General features: G+C 58.8%; 16 protein-coding genes. All 16 read right to left on the bottom strand.

What is annotated here, in order from left to right; translation table 11 throughout:
- Window positions 1-11: 11 nt before the first annotated feature.
- The gene (locus JW799_RS18155) at window positions 12-245 is read right to left on the bottom strand and encodes a hypothetical protein (RefSeq protein ID WP_080840718.1); all 234 of its coding nucleotides are present in this window, start codon (window positions 243-245) and stop codon (window positions 12-14) included.
- Between the two features lie 164 nt (window positions 246-409).
- Window positions 410-1,102: a metal-dependent hydrolase gene (locus tag JW799_RS18150; protein WP_080840719.1), complete on the bottom strand. Its 693-nt coding sequence runs from the start codon at window positions 1,100-1,102 to the stop codon at window positions 410-412.
- A 275-nt stretch (window positions 1,103-1,377) separates the two neighbouring features.
- The gene (locus JW799_RS18145) at window positions 1,378-2,073 is read right to left on the bottom strand and encodes a PsbP-related protein (protein ID WP_080840721.1); all 696 of its coding nucleotides are present in this window, start codon (window positions 2,071-2,073) and stop codon (window positions 1,378-1,380) included.
- Window positions 2,074-2,407: 334 nt separating this feature from the next.
- A complete protein-coding gene (locus JW799_RS18140) occupies window positions 2,408-3,235 on the bottom strand; it encodes a carbohydrate ABC transporter permease (protein ID WP_245809838.1) in 828 nt (275 codons plus the stop codon).
- Window positions 3,236-3,376: 141 nt separating this feature from the next.
- The gene (locus JW799_RS29710) at window positions 3,377-4,141 is read right to left on the bottom strand and encodes a carbohydrate ABC transporter permease (protein WP_338026291.1); all 765 of its coding nucleotides are present in this window, start codon (window positions 4,139-4,141) and stop codon (window positions 3,377-3,379) included.
- An 81-nt stretch (window positions 4,142-4,222) separates the two neighbouring features.
- Window positions 4,223-5,581, bottom strand: a complete 1,359-nt coding sequence (locus JW799_RS18130; protein WP_205431017.1) for an ABC transporter substrate-binding protein — start codon at window positions 5,579-5,581, stop codon at window positions 4,223-4,225.
- A gap of 166 nt (window positions 5,582-5,747) precedes the next feature.
- Complete coding sequence (locus JW799_RS18125) at window positions 5,748-7,340, bottom strand: response regulator (protein WP_205431015.1); 1,593 nt, start codon at window positions 7,338-7,340, stop codon at window positions 5,748-5,750.
- Window positions 7,312-9,087: a histidine kinase gene (locus tag JW799_RS29705; RefSeq protein ID WP_205431013.1), complete on the bottom strand. Its 1,776-nt coding sequence runs from the start codon at window positions 9,085-9,087 to the stop codon at window positions 7,312-7,314. The genes JW799_RS18125 and JW799_RS29705 overlap by 29 nt, the downstream gene beginning before the upstream one ends.
- A 247-nt stretch (window positions 9,088-9,334) precedes the next feature.
- Complete coding sequence (gene fumC / locus JW799_RS18115) at window positions 9,335-10,729, bottom strand: class II fumarate hydratase (protein ID WP_205431012.1); 1,395 nt, start codon at window positions 10,727-10,729, stop codon at window positions 9,335-9,337.
- Window positions 10,730-10,875: 146 nt separating this feature from the next.
- Window positions 10,876-11,649 carry an alpha/beta hydrolase gene (locus JW799_RS18110; protein WP_080840727.1) on the bottom strand — a complete coding sequence of 258 codons (774 nt, stop codon included), beginning with the start codon at window positions 11,647-11,649 and terminating at the stop codon, window positions 10,876-10,878.
- A 274-nt stretch (window positions 11,650-11,923) separates the two neighbouring features.
- On the bottom strand, window positions 11,924-12,130 hold the full coding sequence (locus JW799_RS18105; RefSeq protein ID WP_205431011.1) for a CLC_0170 family protein: 207 nt from the start codon (window positions 12,128-12,130) through the stop codon (window positions 11,924-11,926).
- A 32-nt stretch (window positions 12,131-12,162) separates the two neighbouring features.
- Window positions 12,163-13,398, bottom strand: a complete 1,236-nt coding sequence (locus JW799_RS18100; protein WP_338026290.1) for a Ger(x)C family spore germination protein — start codon at window positions 13,396-13,398, stop codon at window positions 12,163-12,165.
- A complete protein-coding gene (locus JW799_RS18095; RefSeq protein WP_205431010.1) occupies window positions 13,370-14,497 on the bottom strand; it encodes a GerAB/ArcD/ProY family transporter in 1,128 nt (375 codons plus the stop codon). Before JW799_RS18095 ends, JW799_RS18100 begins: the two co-directional genes overlap by 29 nt.
- Window positions 14,498-14,500: 3 nt before the next feature.
- Window positions 14,501-16,129 carry a spore germination protein gene (locus JW799_RS18090; protein WP_420830636.1) on the bottom strand — a complete coding sequence of 543 codons (1,629 nt, stop codon included), beginning with the start codon at window positions 16,127-16,129 and terminating at the stop codon, window positions 14,501-14,503.
- Between the two features lie 242 nt (window positions 16,130-16,371).
- Window positions 16,372-17,310, bottom strand: a complete 939-nt coding sequence (locus tag JW799_RS18085) for an aldo/keto reductase (RefSeq protein WP_205431008.1) — start codon at window positions 17,308-17,310, stop codon at window positions 16,372-16,374.
- 19 nt (window positions 17,311-17,329) lie between these two features.
- Window positions 17,330-18,331 carry a Gfo/Idh/MocA family protein gene (locus JW799_RS18080; RefSeq protein WP_205431007.1) on the bottom strand — a complete coding sequence of 334 codons (1,002 nt, stop codon included), beginning with the start codon at window positions 18,329-18,331 and terminating at the stop codon, window positions 17,330-17,332.
- Between the last annotated feature and the right edge of the window lie 13 nt (window positions 18,332-18,344).

Raw genomic sequence — 18,344 nt, 5'->3', positions numbered from 1 at the left:
GCGTGCCGGTTTTATCGGTCGGCGCCGTTATCCGCAGTTTCCTCTCGTTGACTGAGGTAGTACCGGTAAACGTCTTGAATCGATTGGTCGATATGGCCGGTCATCGCGTCCGCCGCGGCATGGCTCAGCGAAAACGTTTTGCCCAGAACGAGCACGAGCGTCGTCGCTCCGACCGGTCCTCCCGCCTTGGCCAAATAGGAGAGAAACTCGTATTCCAATTGATACGGACTTTTTTCCAGGGACACATCGCCCCCCTTTCTATCCTTCCAATTCGATGATACTCAGTGATGATTAACAAAAATTATAATGAACGAATATCCGTCAATTATTCAGGGCTAATTAGTCGGGTTTATTTTGCAAAAAAAGCCCCCGAACCTTGCCCGGTTCCGGGGCGCTGCTTCATTTAGGGTTACGCCGGCAGCACGAAGCTTTCGCCCGGGGCGAGCACCTTGCCTTTGAGCCCGATTTCCCCGAGCCGCTTGACGAACGCCTCGGCATCCTGCCGGATCGGAGCGAACGTATTGTAATGGACGGGAACCGTCCAGCTTGCGCCGAACCACTCGGCCGCTTGCAGCGCGTCGTCCGGTCCCATCGTAAAGTGGTCCCCGATCGGCAAAAAGACGGCGTCCGGCTTGTGGCGCTTGCCGATGAGCTGCATGTCGCCGAACAGCGCCGTGTCGCCCGTATGTAAAATCGTCAACCCTTCGGCGCGAATCATATAGCCCGCGGCCAAGCCGCCGTAAATCGCTTTATCGCCCTCCAGTTGAATGCCGGAGCTGTGAACGGCTTGCACCATCGTCGCCTTGGCGAAGCCGAGATCGATCGTCCCGCCTATGTTCATGCCGATCGTCTTCAGCCCTTTGCCCGACATGTAATCGGCAAGCTCGACCGCGGCGACGACGGGAGCGCCGTTCGTCTTGGCGATCGGTTCGGCGTCGAGAATATGATCGGTATGGGCGTGGGTAAGGAGCACGTAGTCGGCTTTTATATCCTCCGGCTTCGTCACGGCAAGTTCGTTGCCCCGCAGGAAAGGATCGATGACGATCGATTTCCCTTCCGTTACGATTTGCAGACAGGAATGTCCGTGGTAAATCAGTTCCATCTCCGCTTCCTCCTTTTGGCATTGGCTATCGCTGGAATAAAGTTCCGCCTATCGTTTCTAATGATACAGGAAACGAATCGGGATTGCACATGGCTCGTCCTGAAGCGGCGCCTCCGGAGGATTCCTCGCAGCATCGCGAGAAGAGAGATTTCCGGACCTCCATTTTGCGGATCGCCAACAAACTTGCGGTAAAATCCAACAAAAGCTTGCCTATATCAAAAGCCGCCGAACGAATCGTTCGGCGGCTTTTGCTTCCCGTTGCGGAGTATCGCGAATCAGAACTTCCAGCTCGCGACGGTTTGCTCCACGATCGGCGCAAACTCTTCTTCGGTCGCCGGCTGCCCGGTGTACGAATACACGTAAACGATGCCGTCCTTGATGGCAAACACTTGGGTCCAGGCAAGATCCAGCTCGCCTTGCGTGCCCGTGTACGAAATCATCGTCGCCGGAACGCCGTTCAGTTCGGCGGTCTCTTGCTCCAAGAGGTTGAAGTCGGTAATGACCGTCTCCAATTGGGCGATCGTAAGCTCGGCATACTGGTCCATCGTCACTTCCTGGCCGCCCAAATCCTGCGCGATCAGATTGATGTTTTCGGCAAACGCGTCGTTCTCGCCGAGCGGCGACAAGAAGGCGATGAGAGCACCCGCCACTTGGGTTTCCGTCCAGTCTTCCGGATATTGAATGCTCATGCCGCTTTCCGCGTCCTCGTACGTTTTGAAGCCGGCTGCCGCTTCCGCGGACGGAGAAGCGCTCGCTTCTTCGCTCGGGCTGGCGCTGGCGCTTTCGGACGGGCTTGCGCTCGGGCTGGCCGACGGACTTGCGCTCGGACTTGCGCTTGCGCTTGCGCTGGCGCTGGCCGAAGGCGAGCTCCCCCCGTTATTGTCATTGCCTCCGCATGCGGCCAACACGACGGCCAAACTTAGCGGAATCGACCATTTCAGCAAGCTCTTTGCGTTTTTCTTCCACTCCATGATGTTTACCCCTTCCAGACTGTGTGTGTCGAGAAACTTTATATGGAATTATATTCCAAACAAAAACGTTCCCTCGAAAACAATACACGAAATCGCCCGTCCAGGTAAACATTTGAAACTTTAAGATTTAATAAATAAGTTTGGGTCTTTCTAGCGATTGCAATAACGGAAAGCTGCGGAAGTCTGGGAGCGAAATACCAGCCAAAAGCGAAGTCAAGCTTTGTGAAAGCCCTTCCCCACGACAGCCGCATGCGGAAAAATTAATTCCTAAGACCTAACATTAAAAGCCGCCGAGATGCCCCCGGCGGCTATATTCCTTCATCTGCGTTCCCTTCTACCCTTTGATCGCGCCCGTTGAAATGCCTTTGACGAAATATTTTTGCAGCAGCAGGAAAACGATGAGCACCGGTACGATCGACATCGCCGTTCCGGCGAAAATCATGTCCCAACGCGAGGAAAACTCGCCGACATAGTAGAAAATTTCGACGATCATCGTTTTCGGCTTGCCGGACGGAAGCACCAGCATCGGCATCAGAAAGTCATTCCAGATGCCCAGCCCGTTCAGGACGACCAGGCTCGCCGTGCACGGCCCGAGCAGCGGGAACACGATCCGCCAAAAGGTTACGAACCGGGAGCAGCCGTCCATCGCCGCCGATTCCTCGATTTCCCGGGGAATGCCTTTCAGAAAGCTCGTGTACAGCAAACAGCCGAACCCGACCGCGCCGGAAACGTAAATCAAAATCGGCGCGGCCAGCGTGCCGTACAGCCCGAGCATTTTCATCTCTTTGAACAACGGAATCATGTACGACTGGAACGGGACCATCATCCCCGACAGGAAAAATAGAAAGATGAAGTTCGTCCACTTGGCGTTCGTCCGTTCGATCGCGTATGCGGCCATCGGGATGAAGACGATCATCAGCGCGATCGAAACGGCGGTCAGGATGAGGCTGTTGACGATCGCGGCCGGATAATCGGTTTCCGTCAGCAAATAATTGAAGCTGTCCAAATAAAAGCCTTCCGGAAACGCGATCGCGTCCCGCATGATTTCCGCATTGCTTTTGAACGCCGACATCAGATTGAAGAAAATCGGGAAAAAGAAGACGATCGCCAGCAGGAGCGTCGCGATAAATATGACGATATCGTTTACGGTCGCTTTATTCACGCTACATTTGCACCTCTCTCTTGCGCAGCAGCCGGATTTGCACGACGGTCACGATCAAAATGATGATAAACAGCACTTGGGCCAGCGCCGTTCCGAAGCCCTGCCGAAGCTCTCCGAATCCGACCTTGTAAATGATATAGGTCAGCGTTTCGGTCGCGAAGCCCGGCCCCCGTCGGTCATGACGGCGATTTGATCGAATATTTTCAGCGAGTTGATCATGGACAATACCATGCAAACCGTTACCGAGCCCGCGAGCAGAGGAAACGTAATGTGCCGGAATTGCTGCATGCGGCCCGCTCCGTCGATCGAGGCGGCCTCGGACAGCTCCTGCGGAATGCCCTGAAGTCCGGCGAGATAAATGATCATATAGTAGCCTGCCGATTTCCAAACGGTTGACAGAATGATCGAGAGCATGGCGAAATCCGGGTCGCCGAGCCAATCGGCCTTGGCCGCGGCCAAACCGAGCATGTCGAGAAGTTGATTGAATACTCCGAAATTATAGTTCAGAATGATCGTCCAGATGAAGCCCATCACGACGCCGCTAAGCAGCACCGGAAAATAGAACACGCTGCGGAACAGATTGCGCATCCAGCGCACCTGATCGACCAGCATCGCCAGCGCGAGCGCCGCGACGTTCTCGAGCAGAACGAGCACGACCGACAAAATCAGCGTGTTGCGGAGAGCGTTGTGAACCCGTTCGCTGCGGAGCATCTCCTGAAAGTTGCTTAATCCGATAAACCGGATATCGGGGCTGACCCCGTCCCATGAGGTAAAGCTCAAATACATGCTGCTTACAGTAGGAACGATGACGAACGACGTATAGAGCACGAACGAGGGCAAAATAAACAAAATCGCGAAAATCGGCCATTTTCTCTTTTTTTTCGGTGCCGCGGTCGTCTTGGCCACTTCTCTCACTCCTTCCCGTCATGCGAAAGCGCCCTCGCCCGCTGCGGGCGGAGAGCGCTCCGGAGGCTGCTTGAACGATCGTTATTGCTGGTTCGCTTGCACTTGCGCGTCGTATTCGGCGTCGGCCTTCTTCATATATTCGACGACGTCGCCGTCTTCCAGCACGAGCTCCTGCATCAGTTTGTAGTACCAGTTGCGGAATTGCGGCGGGATGAGGTTTTCGCCCCACCAGTTGTTGATCGCGAGCGATTTCGTCACGTTCGGATCCGCCATCAGTTCAAGCACGGTTTGCATTTGCGGCGTCGATTCGTAGGTGACCTTTTCCTTCGTGGACGGAATGCCGTTGGCTGTTTTCAAATAAGCGGCATATTGTTCGGGGCTGAAAAAGAACCTGACGAACGCCTTCATCGCTTCGAGCTTGTCGGCATCCTTGGCCGCCTCGGCCGAAAGCGACCAGCCGGCCGGCGTCGGCAGGCCGAGCACGTTCACTTTGCCCTCCTCGTCCGGCAGCGCATAGAAGCCGAATTCGAAGCTCGGATCGGCTTCCGCGATCTGCGTGAACATCCACGGGCCGGAGAACAGCTGAGCCGCCTTGCCGGAGACCAGAATCGAAGCCGTCTGGTTGTCCGCCGTGCTCAGGAACCCTTTGTCCACGTACTTCCGGAACAGCTCCTTATAGTCGGTCATCGCCTTGACCGGACCTTCGTCGGTGAAGCTGACCTGCTTGGCGGTGCGTTTGGAGTTCCAGTCCGGATCGTGGACGTACACTTCGTCGATGAGAAATTTGTTGAGCCAAAAGCCCATATGGAATATATCTTTGCCGCCGACGACGATCGGCGTCATGCCGGTCGCTTTCAATTTCTCCTGGATGTCCAAAAATTCGCCGTACGTCTTCGGAAGCTCGGTCACGCCCGCGTCTGCGTACGCTTTTTTGCTGTAAATGATGCCTTGCGGGGCGGTCAGCGTAAGCGGCGCGTTGTACTTTTTGCCGTCCACTTCGGGAACCGTCTCGAACAGGTCGACCAGGTCCTGCGGGAGCTCGACGATTTTGCCCGCATCGGCGAACAGCTGCGTATCGCGCATTTCGACCAGATCGGGGAACTCGCCGACCGCGTCCTTCGTTTTCAGCCAATCCAGATAGGAGGACGTCGTGCCTTCGCTGACGTCGACGATGTTGATATGCGGGTTCGCTTCGGTAAACGCCTTGATCGAATCGGCGATCGCCTGCTTGGTCGCCGGGTCTCCGGTCGCGTACCCGATCGTGAATTCGACTTCTTTATTCGGGTCCGACGGGGATTCGCTTCCTCCGGAGCCCGCGGACGGCGAGCCGGAAGACCCGGAGCTTGCGGAACCGTTATCGTTGCCGCCTCCGCACGCGGCGAGCGCAAGCGACAGGGCCAGCAAAAGGGCAATCATTTGAAAAACCGATTTTTTTGCCATGAAGCAGCAAGCCTCCCTTTGTATTCGCATTCCGGTAACGGATAGCGCCCGCGATGTGCGCATCATCGCGTAAAGCGCTTCCTTGGTTACCATCGTATCATCGCCCCGCCAGCCGACCAATGACGTTTTTTAAGCGCCGTGTGCGGCAGTTTTAACAAATTCGCGGCTACTTTTTTAGCGATTGCTTGTATTCGTTCGGGAGCTTGCCGTACGTTTTTTTGAACGTGTCGCTGAAATGCCGGGCGTTTTGATAGCCGACCCTCTCCGCGATTTCGTACACCATCAGATCCGTCTGCGCCAGCAGCCAGGCGGCGCGATTCATCCGGATTTCGGTCACGTACGCCTTGAAATTCCGGTTCGTGTGCTTTTTGAAAAAGCTGCTGAAATAATAAGGATTCATGAAGGCGATGGCGGCGACGGATTCCAGGGTGAGTTCTTCGGCGTAATGCTCTTCGATATACGCCTTGATCCGCGCCATCAGCGGTTTTTCCCGGTTTCCGGGCCGGGTCTCGATGCGCCTGATCAGCGTTTCGATTCGCTCGCGCACGCCCTGGGACAGCGCCCCGAACGTCGGGTAACCCCCAAGCCGGCTTTGCAGGCCTTGCATGTCGAAGCTTTCCCCGTCAAGCGAAACGCCGTGTTTTTTCAGTTCCTGCACGATAAACAGCACGGAAGAAAATGCGGTCGAAACGGCAAGCTCCGGATTGCCTTCCGCCGCGGCGCGAATAAGCTCGAGCAGCCGTTCGAGCGTTTGCTTCGCTTGCGCCCAGTCGCCCGCGCCGATCCGGCGGACGATGTCCTGCTGCACGGCGAACAGCTCGCTTTCCGCTGCGCCGCCGGACGCGATTTCGCGGTAGACGAGAACCTTGTTTTTGCCCTCGAAATAGCTCGTTTTCAGCGCCTGTTCGGCCTGATTCCGCGAATCGGCCAGGCGTCCGGCATCCCCGACGGGCAGGCCGACTCCGATGGAGACGGAAAGCTTTAAATAGAGGTTGATCTTTTCGCGGATGTCGTCCATGAGCGCAATCGCTTCGTCTTGCCGACGGTGCGTCGCGACGACGACGTGGCGGCTGCCCCTCCGGAATACTTGTCCGCGCCCGGCGTCCCGAACGAGCTCGTTCAGCACGTTTTCCACCGCGAATTCGATCAGCTTGCGCTCCTGCGCCGGCCAGCGGTCCGACGTTCCGGCCGCTTCGTCCGGCTCGACGACGGCAATCGTATAAAGGGGACCCTCCATCTTCGCAAGCAGCGCCCGAAAAGCCTCCGTCTCCGGGGACAACAGCCCGTCCGCCAGTTGTTCCAGCCATTCCCGCATCCGCTCGCTTTCCGTTTTGCTTTCCAGCAGCCGGAGCTTGTCCTTAAGGCGGACTTCCTCGTTTTCCGCCAGAATCAGGTCGGCCGCCTTCGCGACGGCTTTCTCCAATTGCTCGCGGACGACCGGCTTGACGATGTAGTCCACGGCGCCGAACGCGACGGCGTCCCTCGCGTAGGCAAACTCCTGATAGGCGCTTATAAAAATGATTTTTGCGGACGATCCCCTGTTTTTCAGCTCTTTGATCATATCGATTCCCGACAAATGCGGCATGCAGATGTCGCTGACGACAAGCTCCGGGTTTTCTTCTTCGATGCGCCGCAGCAGCTCGCGGCCGTCGAAGGCGTGCCCCGCGATTTCCATGCCGAACGTCTCCCATGGAATCAGCTTGCGCAGTCCTTTCACGATCAGGGGCTCGTCATCGGCCAATACGACCCGTATCGCCATGCGCGATTCCTCCTTCCCGAACCGGAATGATGAACTTGACCGATGTGCCGACATGCTTTCGGCTGCCGACGGCAAGTCCGCAGGACGGCCCATAAAGCGTTTTCAATCGTTCGTGAACGTTTTTCAGCCCGATGCCGCTTGCCGGCGCTTGCGGATCGCTCAGCTTGTTCTCCAGCAGGCTCAGTTCGCCCGGCTCCATTCCGACGCCGTCGTCGATCACCGTAACCGCCACGGCTTCGCCTTCCCTTTCGAAGCTGACCAGAACCGAGCCTTTGCCGCCCTTCGGGCGGATGCCGTGCTGCACGGCGTTTTCGACGAGCGGCTGCAGCGACAGCTTCGGCATGAGCCAGGCCGGGTTCACTTCCCCGCTCAGTTCGCAGCGAAGCTCGATCCGGTTTTCGAACCGAACCCGAATAATATAGAAATAATCCGTCAGATGCTCAAGCTCCCGTTCGATGGTCACGAGCTCCTCGCCGTAGTCGATGACGTATTTCAACTGATTGGACAACGACAAAATCATATCCCCGACTTCCCCGGCCTCGCTGTGAACGGCGTTCATCCGGATCACCTCGAGCGTGTTGTACAAATAATGCGGCCGGATCTGGCTTTTCAGCGCGTTCAATTCCGTCTGCTTTTGCTTGATTTGCGCGACGTACGCCTCGTCGATGTACGCCTTCAGCCGTTCCACCATCCGGTTGAAGCCGTGCGCGAGCCGGCCGATTTCATCCCTGCCTCCCTTGACGGCCTGAACGTCGAAATTGCCCGACTCGACCTTCACCATTTGCCGGATGACGCTGCGGATCGGTGCCGAGAAGCGCCGCGAGAACCAGGCGCCCGTCACGGCGAGCGCAAGCGAGCATATGACGATGGCGACGATGACCGTCGTCCGCGTCGTCGAGAGCTGCTCGTAAAGCTCGGCCTTGTCGAGGCGGATGACGACCTCTCCGCCGAGATAAGGAATTTCCTGCCGGAACGTCAGCTTGTCGGACGGGCTTGCCCCCGCCGCTTTCGCTTTGACCGCGTCCGGCTCCCGGTTCGCGAAGAAAGTGCCGCCGCCGCCGTCCCTTACGTAAAGCTCGTCTTTTTTGTTCAGGTTCAGCTCGAGGAACAAATCGTCCATGACGGCCAGATCGACGTCGAAATACAACGTTCCGATGACGTCGGGTTCGCTTTGAATCCTCCCGGACGTATCGATCAGGTTCCGGCCGATCGTCATGACTTTGGCTTCGGACCCGACGTAATAGTCCTCTTCGTGGGTCGGGATGATCGCAAGGTGCCGGGGACGCTCGCGCAGCGGCTCGCGCCATTTCTCGAGCGGCAGCCGATCCGGAAGGAGCGCCTTGTTGTCTTTCGTCTGGGTATAAAGCTTGCCGTCCAGCGATCGCACGAAAAAAACGTTGCGGATATACGGGTCGCCGAACAGGATCGTGCTCAAAAAATCGTCGATCGGAATTTGATTGATCCGCTCCTGCTCGTTGACGCCGGCGCTCTGATTCGTAATGACCGAGGAGCCTTTGAAGTACATCAGCTGTGAGATATCGTCGTAATCGGAGAACACGTTGTTCAAATTATAGCTCATATATAAAACCATCTGTTCGAGGTTGTTCACCGTATTCCGTTCCACATGACCGGAAAACGTCCGCAGCGAAAAATAGCTGAGCGCAAACAACGGAATCAGCCCGACGACGATAAACGCCGCGGAAAATTTGACGAATACGCTGCGCCCAAGCGACGGCCATCCAGCCACAGGCTCGCCTCCCTTTTTCGCCTAGTATAACACGGGCGATTCGGTGCCCGAGCGATGTTTTTTGCAGGAAAAAGCGCGGTTTTTTTTGCGGTTTCCGGGTCAGCCGCCAAAATCGGCGAAAAAAAAGCGGAGAGCGGCACGGAAACCGGCGGAGACCTGAGTCTCAACCTGTTTCCGGGGCTCTCCGCGCACGAGCCGTCCGTCAATAACCGACTCGCCGGCGATCCGGTTGACGCGGCTTCGCTTCCTATCCGTCCGCCTCCGGCGCGATCATCCGCTCGGGCCGGACGATGCGGTCGAATTGCTCCTCGGTCAGCAGGCCGCTCCTCAGCGCCGCTTCCTTCAGCGAAATGCCTTCCTTATGCGCAAGCTTCGCGACGGCGGCGGCATTGTCGTAGCCGATGTGCGGGTTAAGCGCGGTTACGAGCATAAGCGACCGGTTCAGGTGCTCCCGGATCGCCGGTACGTTCGGCTCGATGCCGGCCGCGCAGCGTTCGTCGAACGAGCGGACCGCATCGGCAAGCAGCCTGGCCGATTGCAGGAAATTGTAGATGATGACCGGCTTGAACACATTAAGCTCGAAGTTGCCCTGGCTGGCCGCGAAGCCGATCGCCGCGTCGTTGCCCATCACCTGGCAGGCGACCATCGTCAGCGCCTCGCTTTGGGTCGGGTTCACCTTGCCCGGCATGATCGAGCTTCCCGGCTCGTTGGCCGGAATCGTCAGCTCGCCGAGGCCGCTGCGCGGGCCGCTCGCCAGCCAGCGCACGTCGTTGGCGATTTTCATCAAGTCCGCCGCAAGCGCCTTGAGCGCTCCGTGCGCGAATACGAGCTCGTCGTGGCTGGTCAGCGCGTGGAACTTGTTCTCCGCGGTCGCGAACGGCTTGCCCGTCCATTTCGCGATTTCGTCGGCAACCGCCGCGCCGAATTTCGGATGCGCGTTAAGCCCCGTGCCGACGGCGGTTCCGCCAAGCGCCAGCTCCCGCAGCGATTCGGCGCTTTGGCGAACCATGTTCCCGGATTTCTCCAGCATGCGCACCCAGCCGCTGATTTCCTGGCCGAGCGTAATCGGCGTCGCGTCCTGCAGGTGCGTGCGGCCGATTTTGATCACATCGGCAAACGACGCGCTCTTGTCCGCGAGCGTCGCCCGAAGCCGTTCGGCCGCCGGAAGCACTTCGTCGACAACGGCCGCATAAGCCGCGATGTGCATCGCCGTCGGGAACGTGTCGTTCGAGCTTTGGGAACGGTTGACGTCGTCGTTCGGATGAACGCGCTTCTCGATCCCTTTGCCCTGCAATATTTGATTCGCGCGGTTTGCGATCACTTCGTTCACGTTCATATTCGTTTGGGTTCCGCTTCCCGTTTGCCAAACGACGAGCGGAAAATGATCGTCCCAGACGCCGGTCATCACTTCGTCGGCCGCCGCCGAGATCGCGTCCGCCTTGTCCCCGTCGAGTCCCCCCAGTTGCCGGTTCACGATAGCCGCGCTTTTTTTCAAAATCGCGAACGCCCGGATCAGGAGCAGCGGCATCTTCTCCGTGCCGATTTTAAAATTTTCGAAGCTGCGCTGGGTTTGCGCCGCCCACAACTTGTCCGCCGGCACCCTGATTTCGCCCAAACTGTCTTTTTCGATCCGACTGTTCATCGTCGTCCCTCCATCCGCTTCGTTGTATCACCATTTTAACCTATCTTATGCAGGTTCAACCCGCGAGCGGGCCCGCCCGGCAAAACGGCCGACAAAAAAAGGCGCTCGCGTCGCCGCGGGCCGAATTCGATCGGCGCTTGTCCGGCTTACCGGTCTCTCAGCGGCAGCCATGCAAGCACGCGCCGGATTTGGGCGTCCCAGTAATCCCACGTGTGCCCGCCCGGTCCTTCTTCGTACGTATGATCGAATCCCGTCCCCCGGACCGCGTCCGCAAACCGCCGATTGTCATCGTAAAGAAAATCCTCGGTGCCGCAGCACTGGTAAAGCATCGGCTTCGCGCCGGCTTCGCCGGACCGCCGCGCAAGCAGCTCCAGCAGATCGTCGTCCGATCCGGCGACCTCCCGTCCGCCGAATATCCGTTCGTAGTCTTCCGGAAACCGCTCGCGAAGTCCGCCGGCAACGTTCAACGCGCCCGACAGGCTGGCCGCCGCCGCGAAACGGTCGGGGTGGCGCAGCGCCAGCTTGAACGCGCCGTATCCGCCCATCGACAAGCCCGCGACGAAATTGTCCTCCCGGGCTTCCGACAACGGAAAAAACGAGCGCGCAATCCTCGGAAGCTCTTCGCTGACGAACGTCCAGTACCGGCCGCCGTACGCCATGTCCGCGTAAAAGCTGCGATGCACCTGGGGCATGACGACGGCGAGTCCGAGCCCCGATACATAGCGTTCGATCGACGTGCGGCGGAGCCAGATCGAATCGTCGTCCGACAAGCCGTGCAGCAGGTACAGCGTCGGATGCGCGCCGCTTCCGCTTCTGCCCTTCAAGCCGATTTGGGTCGTCGTCTCCTGAGGCAGCAGGACGGTCATCGAAGTGCTCAGCTGCAATACGTCCGAATAAAAACGGCAAGTGATGAGTGCCATGGCAAAACCGACTCCTTTGAGCGCTTTTTTCCTCAAGTCTACCATAGATTTCCGATTGCCATCCGGCCGGGTTAAAATTTTCTCAGTTTGCACCGCCATGCGATTTTTAATGAAAATTTAAGCTTGCCTTCAGTTGCGGTTCAGCCTTCGCGGATAGGATGACCTTACACCCCTTTTTCTTATATATAGATTTGAAAAGGACTGCTCGCCCGTTACCCCACCATAACGGACAAGCAGTCCTTTTCCCGTCTTCCCGCATCGGGCCGGACGGCCTTCACCACATCTTGAATACCGAATTGGCGATATACAGCAGGCAGCCGAGCGTAACGTTGAACCAGCCTAAAACCGAGGCGGTCTTCTTTTCCTTCTCCCGCTTTTCGTTACGGAACGTCCTGACGTCCATCAGCAAAATAAGCGCCCCGGTCAAAATGCTTAACCCGATCATATATCCGATCGAGCTCATGTAGCCGCCGCCCTGCATGTTCGTTCCTCCTTCTTCCGCCCGCTCCCCCGTCAATTCGCCTTCATGCCGATTCTCCGCACCCGGGAATCCACGTCGACCTCGATCGACACGTTTTTGTACATGCTCTGCCAGCGCTCGGGCGTCTTGACCTCCCGGTCCCAATATCGCGGCTTCTTGGCGCGCAAATATTCGCCGAAGCCGAAAATGTCCGAGCCGTTCCGCTGCGTCTGCTCGATCAACGCCTTTGCGGCTTTGGCGAGCTGCTTCCGGTTCTCTCTCTGGATCTCCTCGAGCACGTCCGAGGAATTGACGTCGAAGTCGTTGTTCAGCTTTTCCTCCAGGTTGATCTCCGTAAACATCCGGACGGTGAACTTCGGTTCGTTGTCGACGATTCGGACCTGCATCGCCGCCCTGCGGGAAGTGGCGAAAATCGTCACCATCCCCGGCGGCCGCTCGAGCCGGACGAATCCCCGGTAGCCGGCCGGATTCAAGCCCTTGATCGCCATATAGGTGCCGATTTCCAGCGGCTTGGTCTTGCCGATCATCTTTTCGCCCTTGAAATACGCCAGACCGTTGATTTCGATGTTTTGTTCCTTCCTCATCCTTACATAAGGCAAAAAAGCCTCCTGACCCAGCTTCGACAGATTGCTCCAAAACATGCCGATGTAGTTTTCCGGCAGCTTCCCCATCCGGACCGCGCTGTCCATCGTCGAAATCAAGTACAGAGTCGGAACCCGCTCGAGCTGCGGGGTCGCCTTCATCAAATCCTCCGCCTTGCCCTGGGAGACCATCATCCAGGCCATTCTCCGCACCTCGGAGTTGCGGCGAAGATAATCGTTGAGATTTTCCATTCCCTCCCGCGCGACGGCCTCGGACACGACGATGACGCGAAGATGGCCGTAAAACAGGCGCCCGGACACCTGCTGCTGCAAATTCACGAGCGCATCGTCGATCGTATGGCCCGTAACGGCGATGACCCACACCGTTTGCCCCGATTCTCCCTTGCCGCCCCCGCCGCCTTCGCCGGGTCCGAGCGGAATTTTGCCGGGAATGGCGATTTGCACGGTGAGGCGGATCATCCGTTCGTCCGGTACCGGAAACCGGCCGGAGAGGTGGGTGATCGGACTTTCTTCTTCCTCGGCCTCCGGGTCGGCCGTGTCGATGGCGACTCCCAGGACGACCGCGCGCTGTTCCAGTTCGAGCCGGTCCCAGCAGCCCGCGAGAACCATCGACAGCGCAGCCCATCCCAGCAGCAAGCTAATCGTTCTCGACCGTCTTTTGCTCACTGGAGCGATCCCCTCTTTTATTCCGGATTATCGCGATCAGCAGCAGCATGGCCGGATAGCCGATCGTCACGATCAGGCCGATTCGCCCAATGCTCTTGATGATCTCGTACATTTCCAAAATGTTTTGCGGCAGCATCGCCATGAAAAAGACGACGGGCAGCAGAAAAAGCGATAGCGTCTTATGCTCCTTCATTCCGAAAATTCTCCTGGCCTTGTCGATCGTCAAATAATAGGTGGAAAAAAGCGTCGTAAACACGGCCGTCACCCATACGGCCAAAAACGCCGCGTCCAGCCGTTCCAGTATATTTGCCGGAAGCGAAGTCGTTTTCGCCAGCTCGAGCGTCGGCCAGAGCAGCTTCAGCGTTTCCTCGGAGCCGAACACGCCGACCGCGGCCACGGCGATCGCGACGCACAATCCCCCGGCGATCAGCATGCCCCAGAAGGTCGCCGTTAGCGCCCGTTCGGGCCGCTTCATATGGGGCATGACCGTAATGAGCACGAAGGATCCCTGAAACAGGGCCGCAATGTTGAGCGTCCCCTCCAGCATGTTCGTCCGTCCGTTCCCCCAGATGGGCTGCAAGTTGAGCGGTTCCGCGTTCTTCAAGGACAGCGCGACGATCAGCACGGCCGGGAAGATCAGCAGCGGAAAGTAAAAATGATGGATATACGCGAACGTCAAAACGTCGTTGCGCGTAGAAAAGGCGGCAAGCAGCAGCATGACGATGACCGTGACTTCGACAGGCGTCTTCTGCAATACCGCCGTAATGACCACTTCCCCGAACTCCCGGGCCGCCAGCGAGGTCAAGATCGCAAAAAAAACGACGATGCTGAAGTTGCAAATTCGGGAAAGCCATTTCCCGATAATGATCTCGCTGTATTGAAGCATCGTTTGGCGGGGAAACCGCATGCCGAGCACCGCCACCAGCGCCAACCCGGCAAACGCGAAGAGGACGGCGAGCAGCGTGACGAGCGGGCCGCCGGAATTGGCCGATTGAACGGCGAACAGCGGCAGGGCGAGAACGCCGACGCCAATGATGGTGCTGATCAGGATGGCGGAGGTTTGAATCGCCGTAATCTCGCGAATCCGATCGTTGTTCATGCGTTACCGCTCCTTTTTTTCTTGTCGGGCGGGGTCCAGCACGTTATCCGTGCCGGCCATAATCCGCTTCCCCAAGCCGGGACGGACCCGGTCGGTCTCTTTCGGCCTCAGGAAAGCCGGCCGCTTCTGCATCCACCACAGCGGTCCGCGCACAAGCAAATCCTTCAGGCCGCTGGAATCGGAGGGAACGAGCGGGCTCAGGTACGGGACGCCGAACGATTTGAGCGACAGCAGATGGTTGGCGATCAGGATGAGCCCGATCATGACGCCGTACAGGCCGAAAATGCCGGCCATAATGATCAGCGGGAACCGGAGCAGCCGCAGCGCCAACGCGACGTTGAACGCGGGAGTTGCGAACGAGCCGATCGTCGTCAAGGCGATGATGACGACGGTAATGGGGCTGACGAAGCCGGCCGCGACCGCCGCCTGGCCGACGACGAGCACGCCGACGATGGACAGGGCGCCCCCGACCTGCTGCGGCAGCCGGATCGTCGCCTCCCGCAGCACTTCCATCGCAATTTCGATCACCAGCACCTCGATCACGGCCGGAAACGGAACGCCCGCCCGGCCCCCGGCCACCGCAACGGCGAATTCGGTCGGGATGAGCTCGGGATTAAACGAGATGATCGCCACGTACAGCGAAGGAAAAACGAGCGAAAAGATCAGCGCCACGAACCGGGCCATCCGGACCGCGCTCATCAGCAGAAAGCGTTCGGTGTAGTCCTCGACGGTCTGGTAAAACTGGCTGAATACGGTCGGAACGACGAGTGCAAGCGGAGAGCCGTCGACGAGAATCGCCACCCGTCCTTCGAGCAGGTTGGCCACGACCTTGTCCGGCCGTTCCGTGTACTGCACTTGCGGAAACGGCGATATGTGGTTGTCCTCGATAAATTGCTCCAGGTAACCCGAGTCGAGCACCGCGTCGATGTCGATGCGGGAGAGCCGGTCCCGCACTTCCTTCACCAGTTCGGCATTGGTGACGCCTTCTATGTAGCAGACGGCCACCTTCGACATCGTTTTCCGTCCGATTTCCATCGTTTGAATGTGAAATTCCGGCGTCTGCAGCCGGTAGCGAAGCAAGGCCATGTTCGTTGAGAGCATCTCGATGAAGCCTTCGCGCGGGCCGCGAATGACCTGCTCGGTCGCCGGCGTGTCGATGCTGCGCTTGTCAATGCTGCGCGTTTGAACGACGATCGCTTCCGTCTCGCCTTCGACGACGATCACGGTCTGCCCGCGCACGATCGCTCCGACCAGGGCGGAATACCGGCCTTCCGTCGTGCAGCCGCTGTGGTACAAAATGTCGTCGATCAGCCGATGCGGCAGGCTCCCGCTTTCGCCGCCCTCTTGTTCCGACGCGGGCGAACCGAGCATGAGCGGCTTCAGGATCACCTCGTTGACGGCCGTCGAATCCACCATGCTCGAATAGTAGAACATGGCGGCGGGAATGCGTCCGTACACCTGAAACCGGCACAAAACAAAGTCGTCGTTTCCCCCGAACTTATCCTGGAGGCGGCCGACGGTCTCCTCCAAGCGATCGCCGATCCGGTCCTGCCGCTCTTCCGGCGAACCTTCATCCTTATTTTCCGTTTCGGACGGCTCCGGCGCCTTGCCGCGCCTTTTTCTCAGTCGCATAGGCATCCCCCTTCCCGGCCGCTCGCCTCCGTTAAGCGATAGACGACGGCCATAGTCCATTCGGATTTAGGATGCTTCTATTAATTTCCTTTATACGCGGCAACGCGAAAACAGGCCGTCCCGTCGGCGAACGCTGTTCGCGCGGGGATGGCCTGCCGTCGTCGATCGGTATTCGCTTCGCCGGTTCCGTTGCGGCACGGAGCCGGATTTCGGCACGCGGTACGCGGCCCGGTTCGTCTTCCTTACGCGCTCTCCATGCGAAGATCGAGCCAGGCAAGTTCTTCCTGGGTCAGCCTGATTTTCGAGCCCTCGTCGCAGGAGCGAAGCTCCTCCTGCGAGCGGGCCCCGATCAGGGCGCACGTCGGAAACGGCTGATTCAGCACGTAGGCGAGGGCGATCTGGATCGTCGTCGCGCCCTTTTCCCGGGCCAGTTGTTCGGCGCGTCGCAACCGCTCCCAGTTGGCGTCGCTGTAAAAGACGCGGACGATATCGGCATCGTCGCGAACGTCCGGCGAGAATCGGCCGGTAAAGAACCCTCTTGCCTGGGACGACCAGGAGAACAGCGGCAGCTGCGTTTGCTCGTGCCACGAGCACGTTTCCTCGTCGGCGGATACGCAGCCCGCCCAAAAAGGCTCGTTCGCTTTCGCCAGGCTCAAATTCGGGCTGCTGAACGTAAAGCCGGCCAGCCCGTTCGCCGCCGCGTATTCGTTCGCTTCCCGTATCCGCCGCCACGTCCAGTTGGATACGCCGATCGCTCCGACGGTCCCCGCCCGGATCGGCTCGTTCAGCGCTTCGACGATCGGTCCAACCTCTACGTTCGGATCGTCCCGGTGCAGCGCGTACAGGTCGATGAAGTCGGTTTGCAGCCGCTCGAAGCTGACGTTCAGATCGTGTCGGATCGCTTCCGGCGTCACGCGCGGCCCGTTTCGGTCGTGGTGGGCTCCCTTCGTCAGAATGACGATTTGGTCCCGATTTCCCCTCTCCTTCATGTAGCGTCCGAGAACTTCCTCGCTTTGGCCGCCGCAATAAATATGCGCGGAGTCGACGGCGTTGCCGCCGATGCTCAGAAACGCGTCCATATTGGCGGCCGCGATCTCGTAGCTGTCGTGCTTGAAATAATCGGTTCCCTTCATCAGCCGGGAGACGGGCTTCGCCAGTCCCGGAATCGTCAAGTACTCCATTCGTTCCAGCGCCTCCTTTTTAACCCAAAACCACTCGCGTCCGTTCGCGCGCGGACGCGAGGCAGGCGTCGATCACCCTCATGTTGCGCACGGCGTCGTCGGGCGAGAAGAGCTGCGGTTCGCCGTTCGCGATGACGCCCGCCAAATGATCCGCCTGGGCCGAGTAAGCGTTCACGTTCGGAACCTCGATCTCTTTTCGTTCTCCCCGGGAAGTCAGAAAGAAGTTGCCGCTGCCGGGAGCTCGGGTCACGAACGCGGACGGCACTTCGATGATGCCTTCGGTGCCGAGCACTTCGAGCGTATTCCGCCCGGCGGCCCACATGCCGCAATCGAACGCAAGCGCGACCGAGCCGGGAAACTCGATCAGGCCGGACGCCATCATGTCCACGTCGTCATGCTCCGGCGAGAAAAAGGCATGCGCCGTCGCCGCTTCCGGCTCCCGGCCGAGCAGCAGCCGGGCGGCGCTGATCGGATAGCAGCCGACGTCGTAAATCGAGCCGCCGCCCCAATCTTTGCGGTAACGGACGTTTGCCTTGTCCCCGGCGTTGTTGAACGTAAAGGCGCCGCGAATGCCCCGGATCTCCCCGATCGCCCCGGAGCCGATCAGCTCCTTGATCGTGTCGTAACGCGGGTGATGGCGATACATGAACGCTTCCGCCAGCACGACGCCCGCCTTCGCCGCCGCCTCCGCCATTTCCGCCGCTTCGCGCGCCGTCAGCGCGATCGGCTTCTCGCACAGAATATGCTTGCCCGCCTCGGCCGCCCGAATCGTCCATTCCTTGTGCAGGTGATTCGGCAGCGGGATGTAGACGACGTCGATCGAATCGTCCGCGAGCAGCGCTTCGTAGCTGTCGTACGCGACCGGAATGCCGAGCTCCTCGGCGGTTCTTTTCGCCTTGTCGGCGTCGCGGCTCGCGATGGCGGCCGCCTCGTTGAACTTCGACTCGCCGAGTCCCGGCACGACCGCGCGTTTGGCGATTCCGGCGCAGCCCAAAATTCCCCATCTTAATTTGCGGTTCATGGCGCTCCCAGCC

The sequence above is a fragment of the Cohnella algarum genome (assembly GCF_016937515.1).
GTDB classification, from domain to species: Bacteria; Bacillota; Bacilli; order Paenibacillales; family Paenibacillaceae; genus Cohnella; species Cohnella algarum.
Note: the sequence above shows the minus strand (reverse complement) of the source record. Positions and strands in the feature narration are given on the sequence as shown.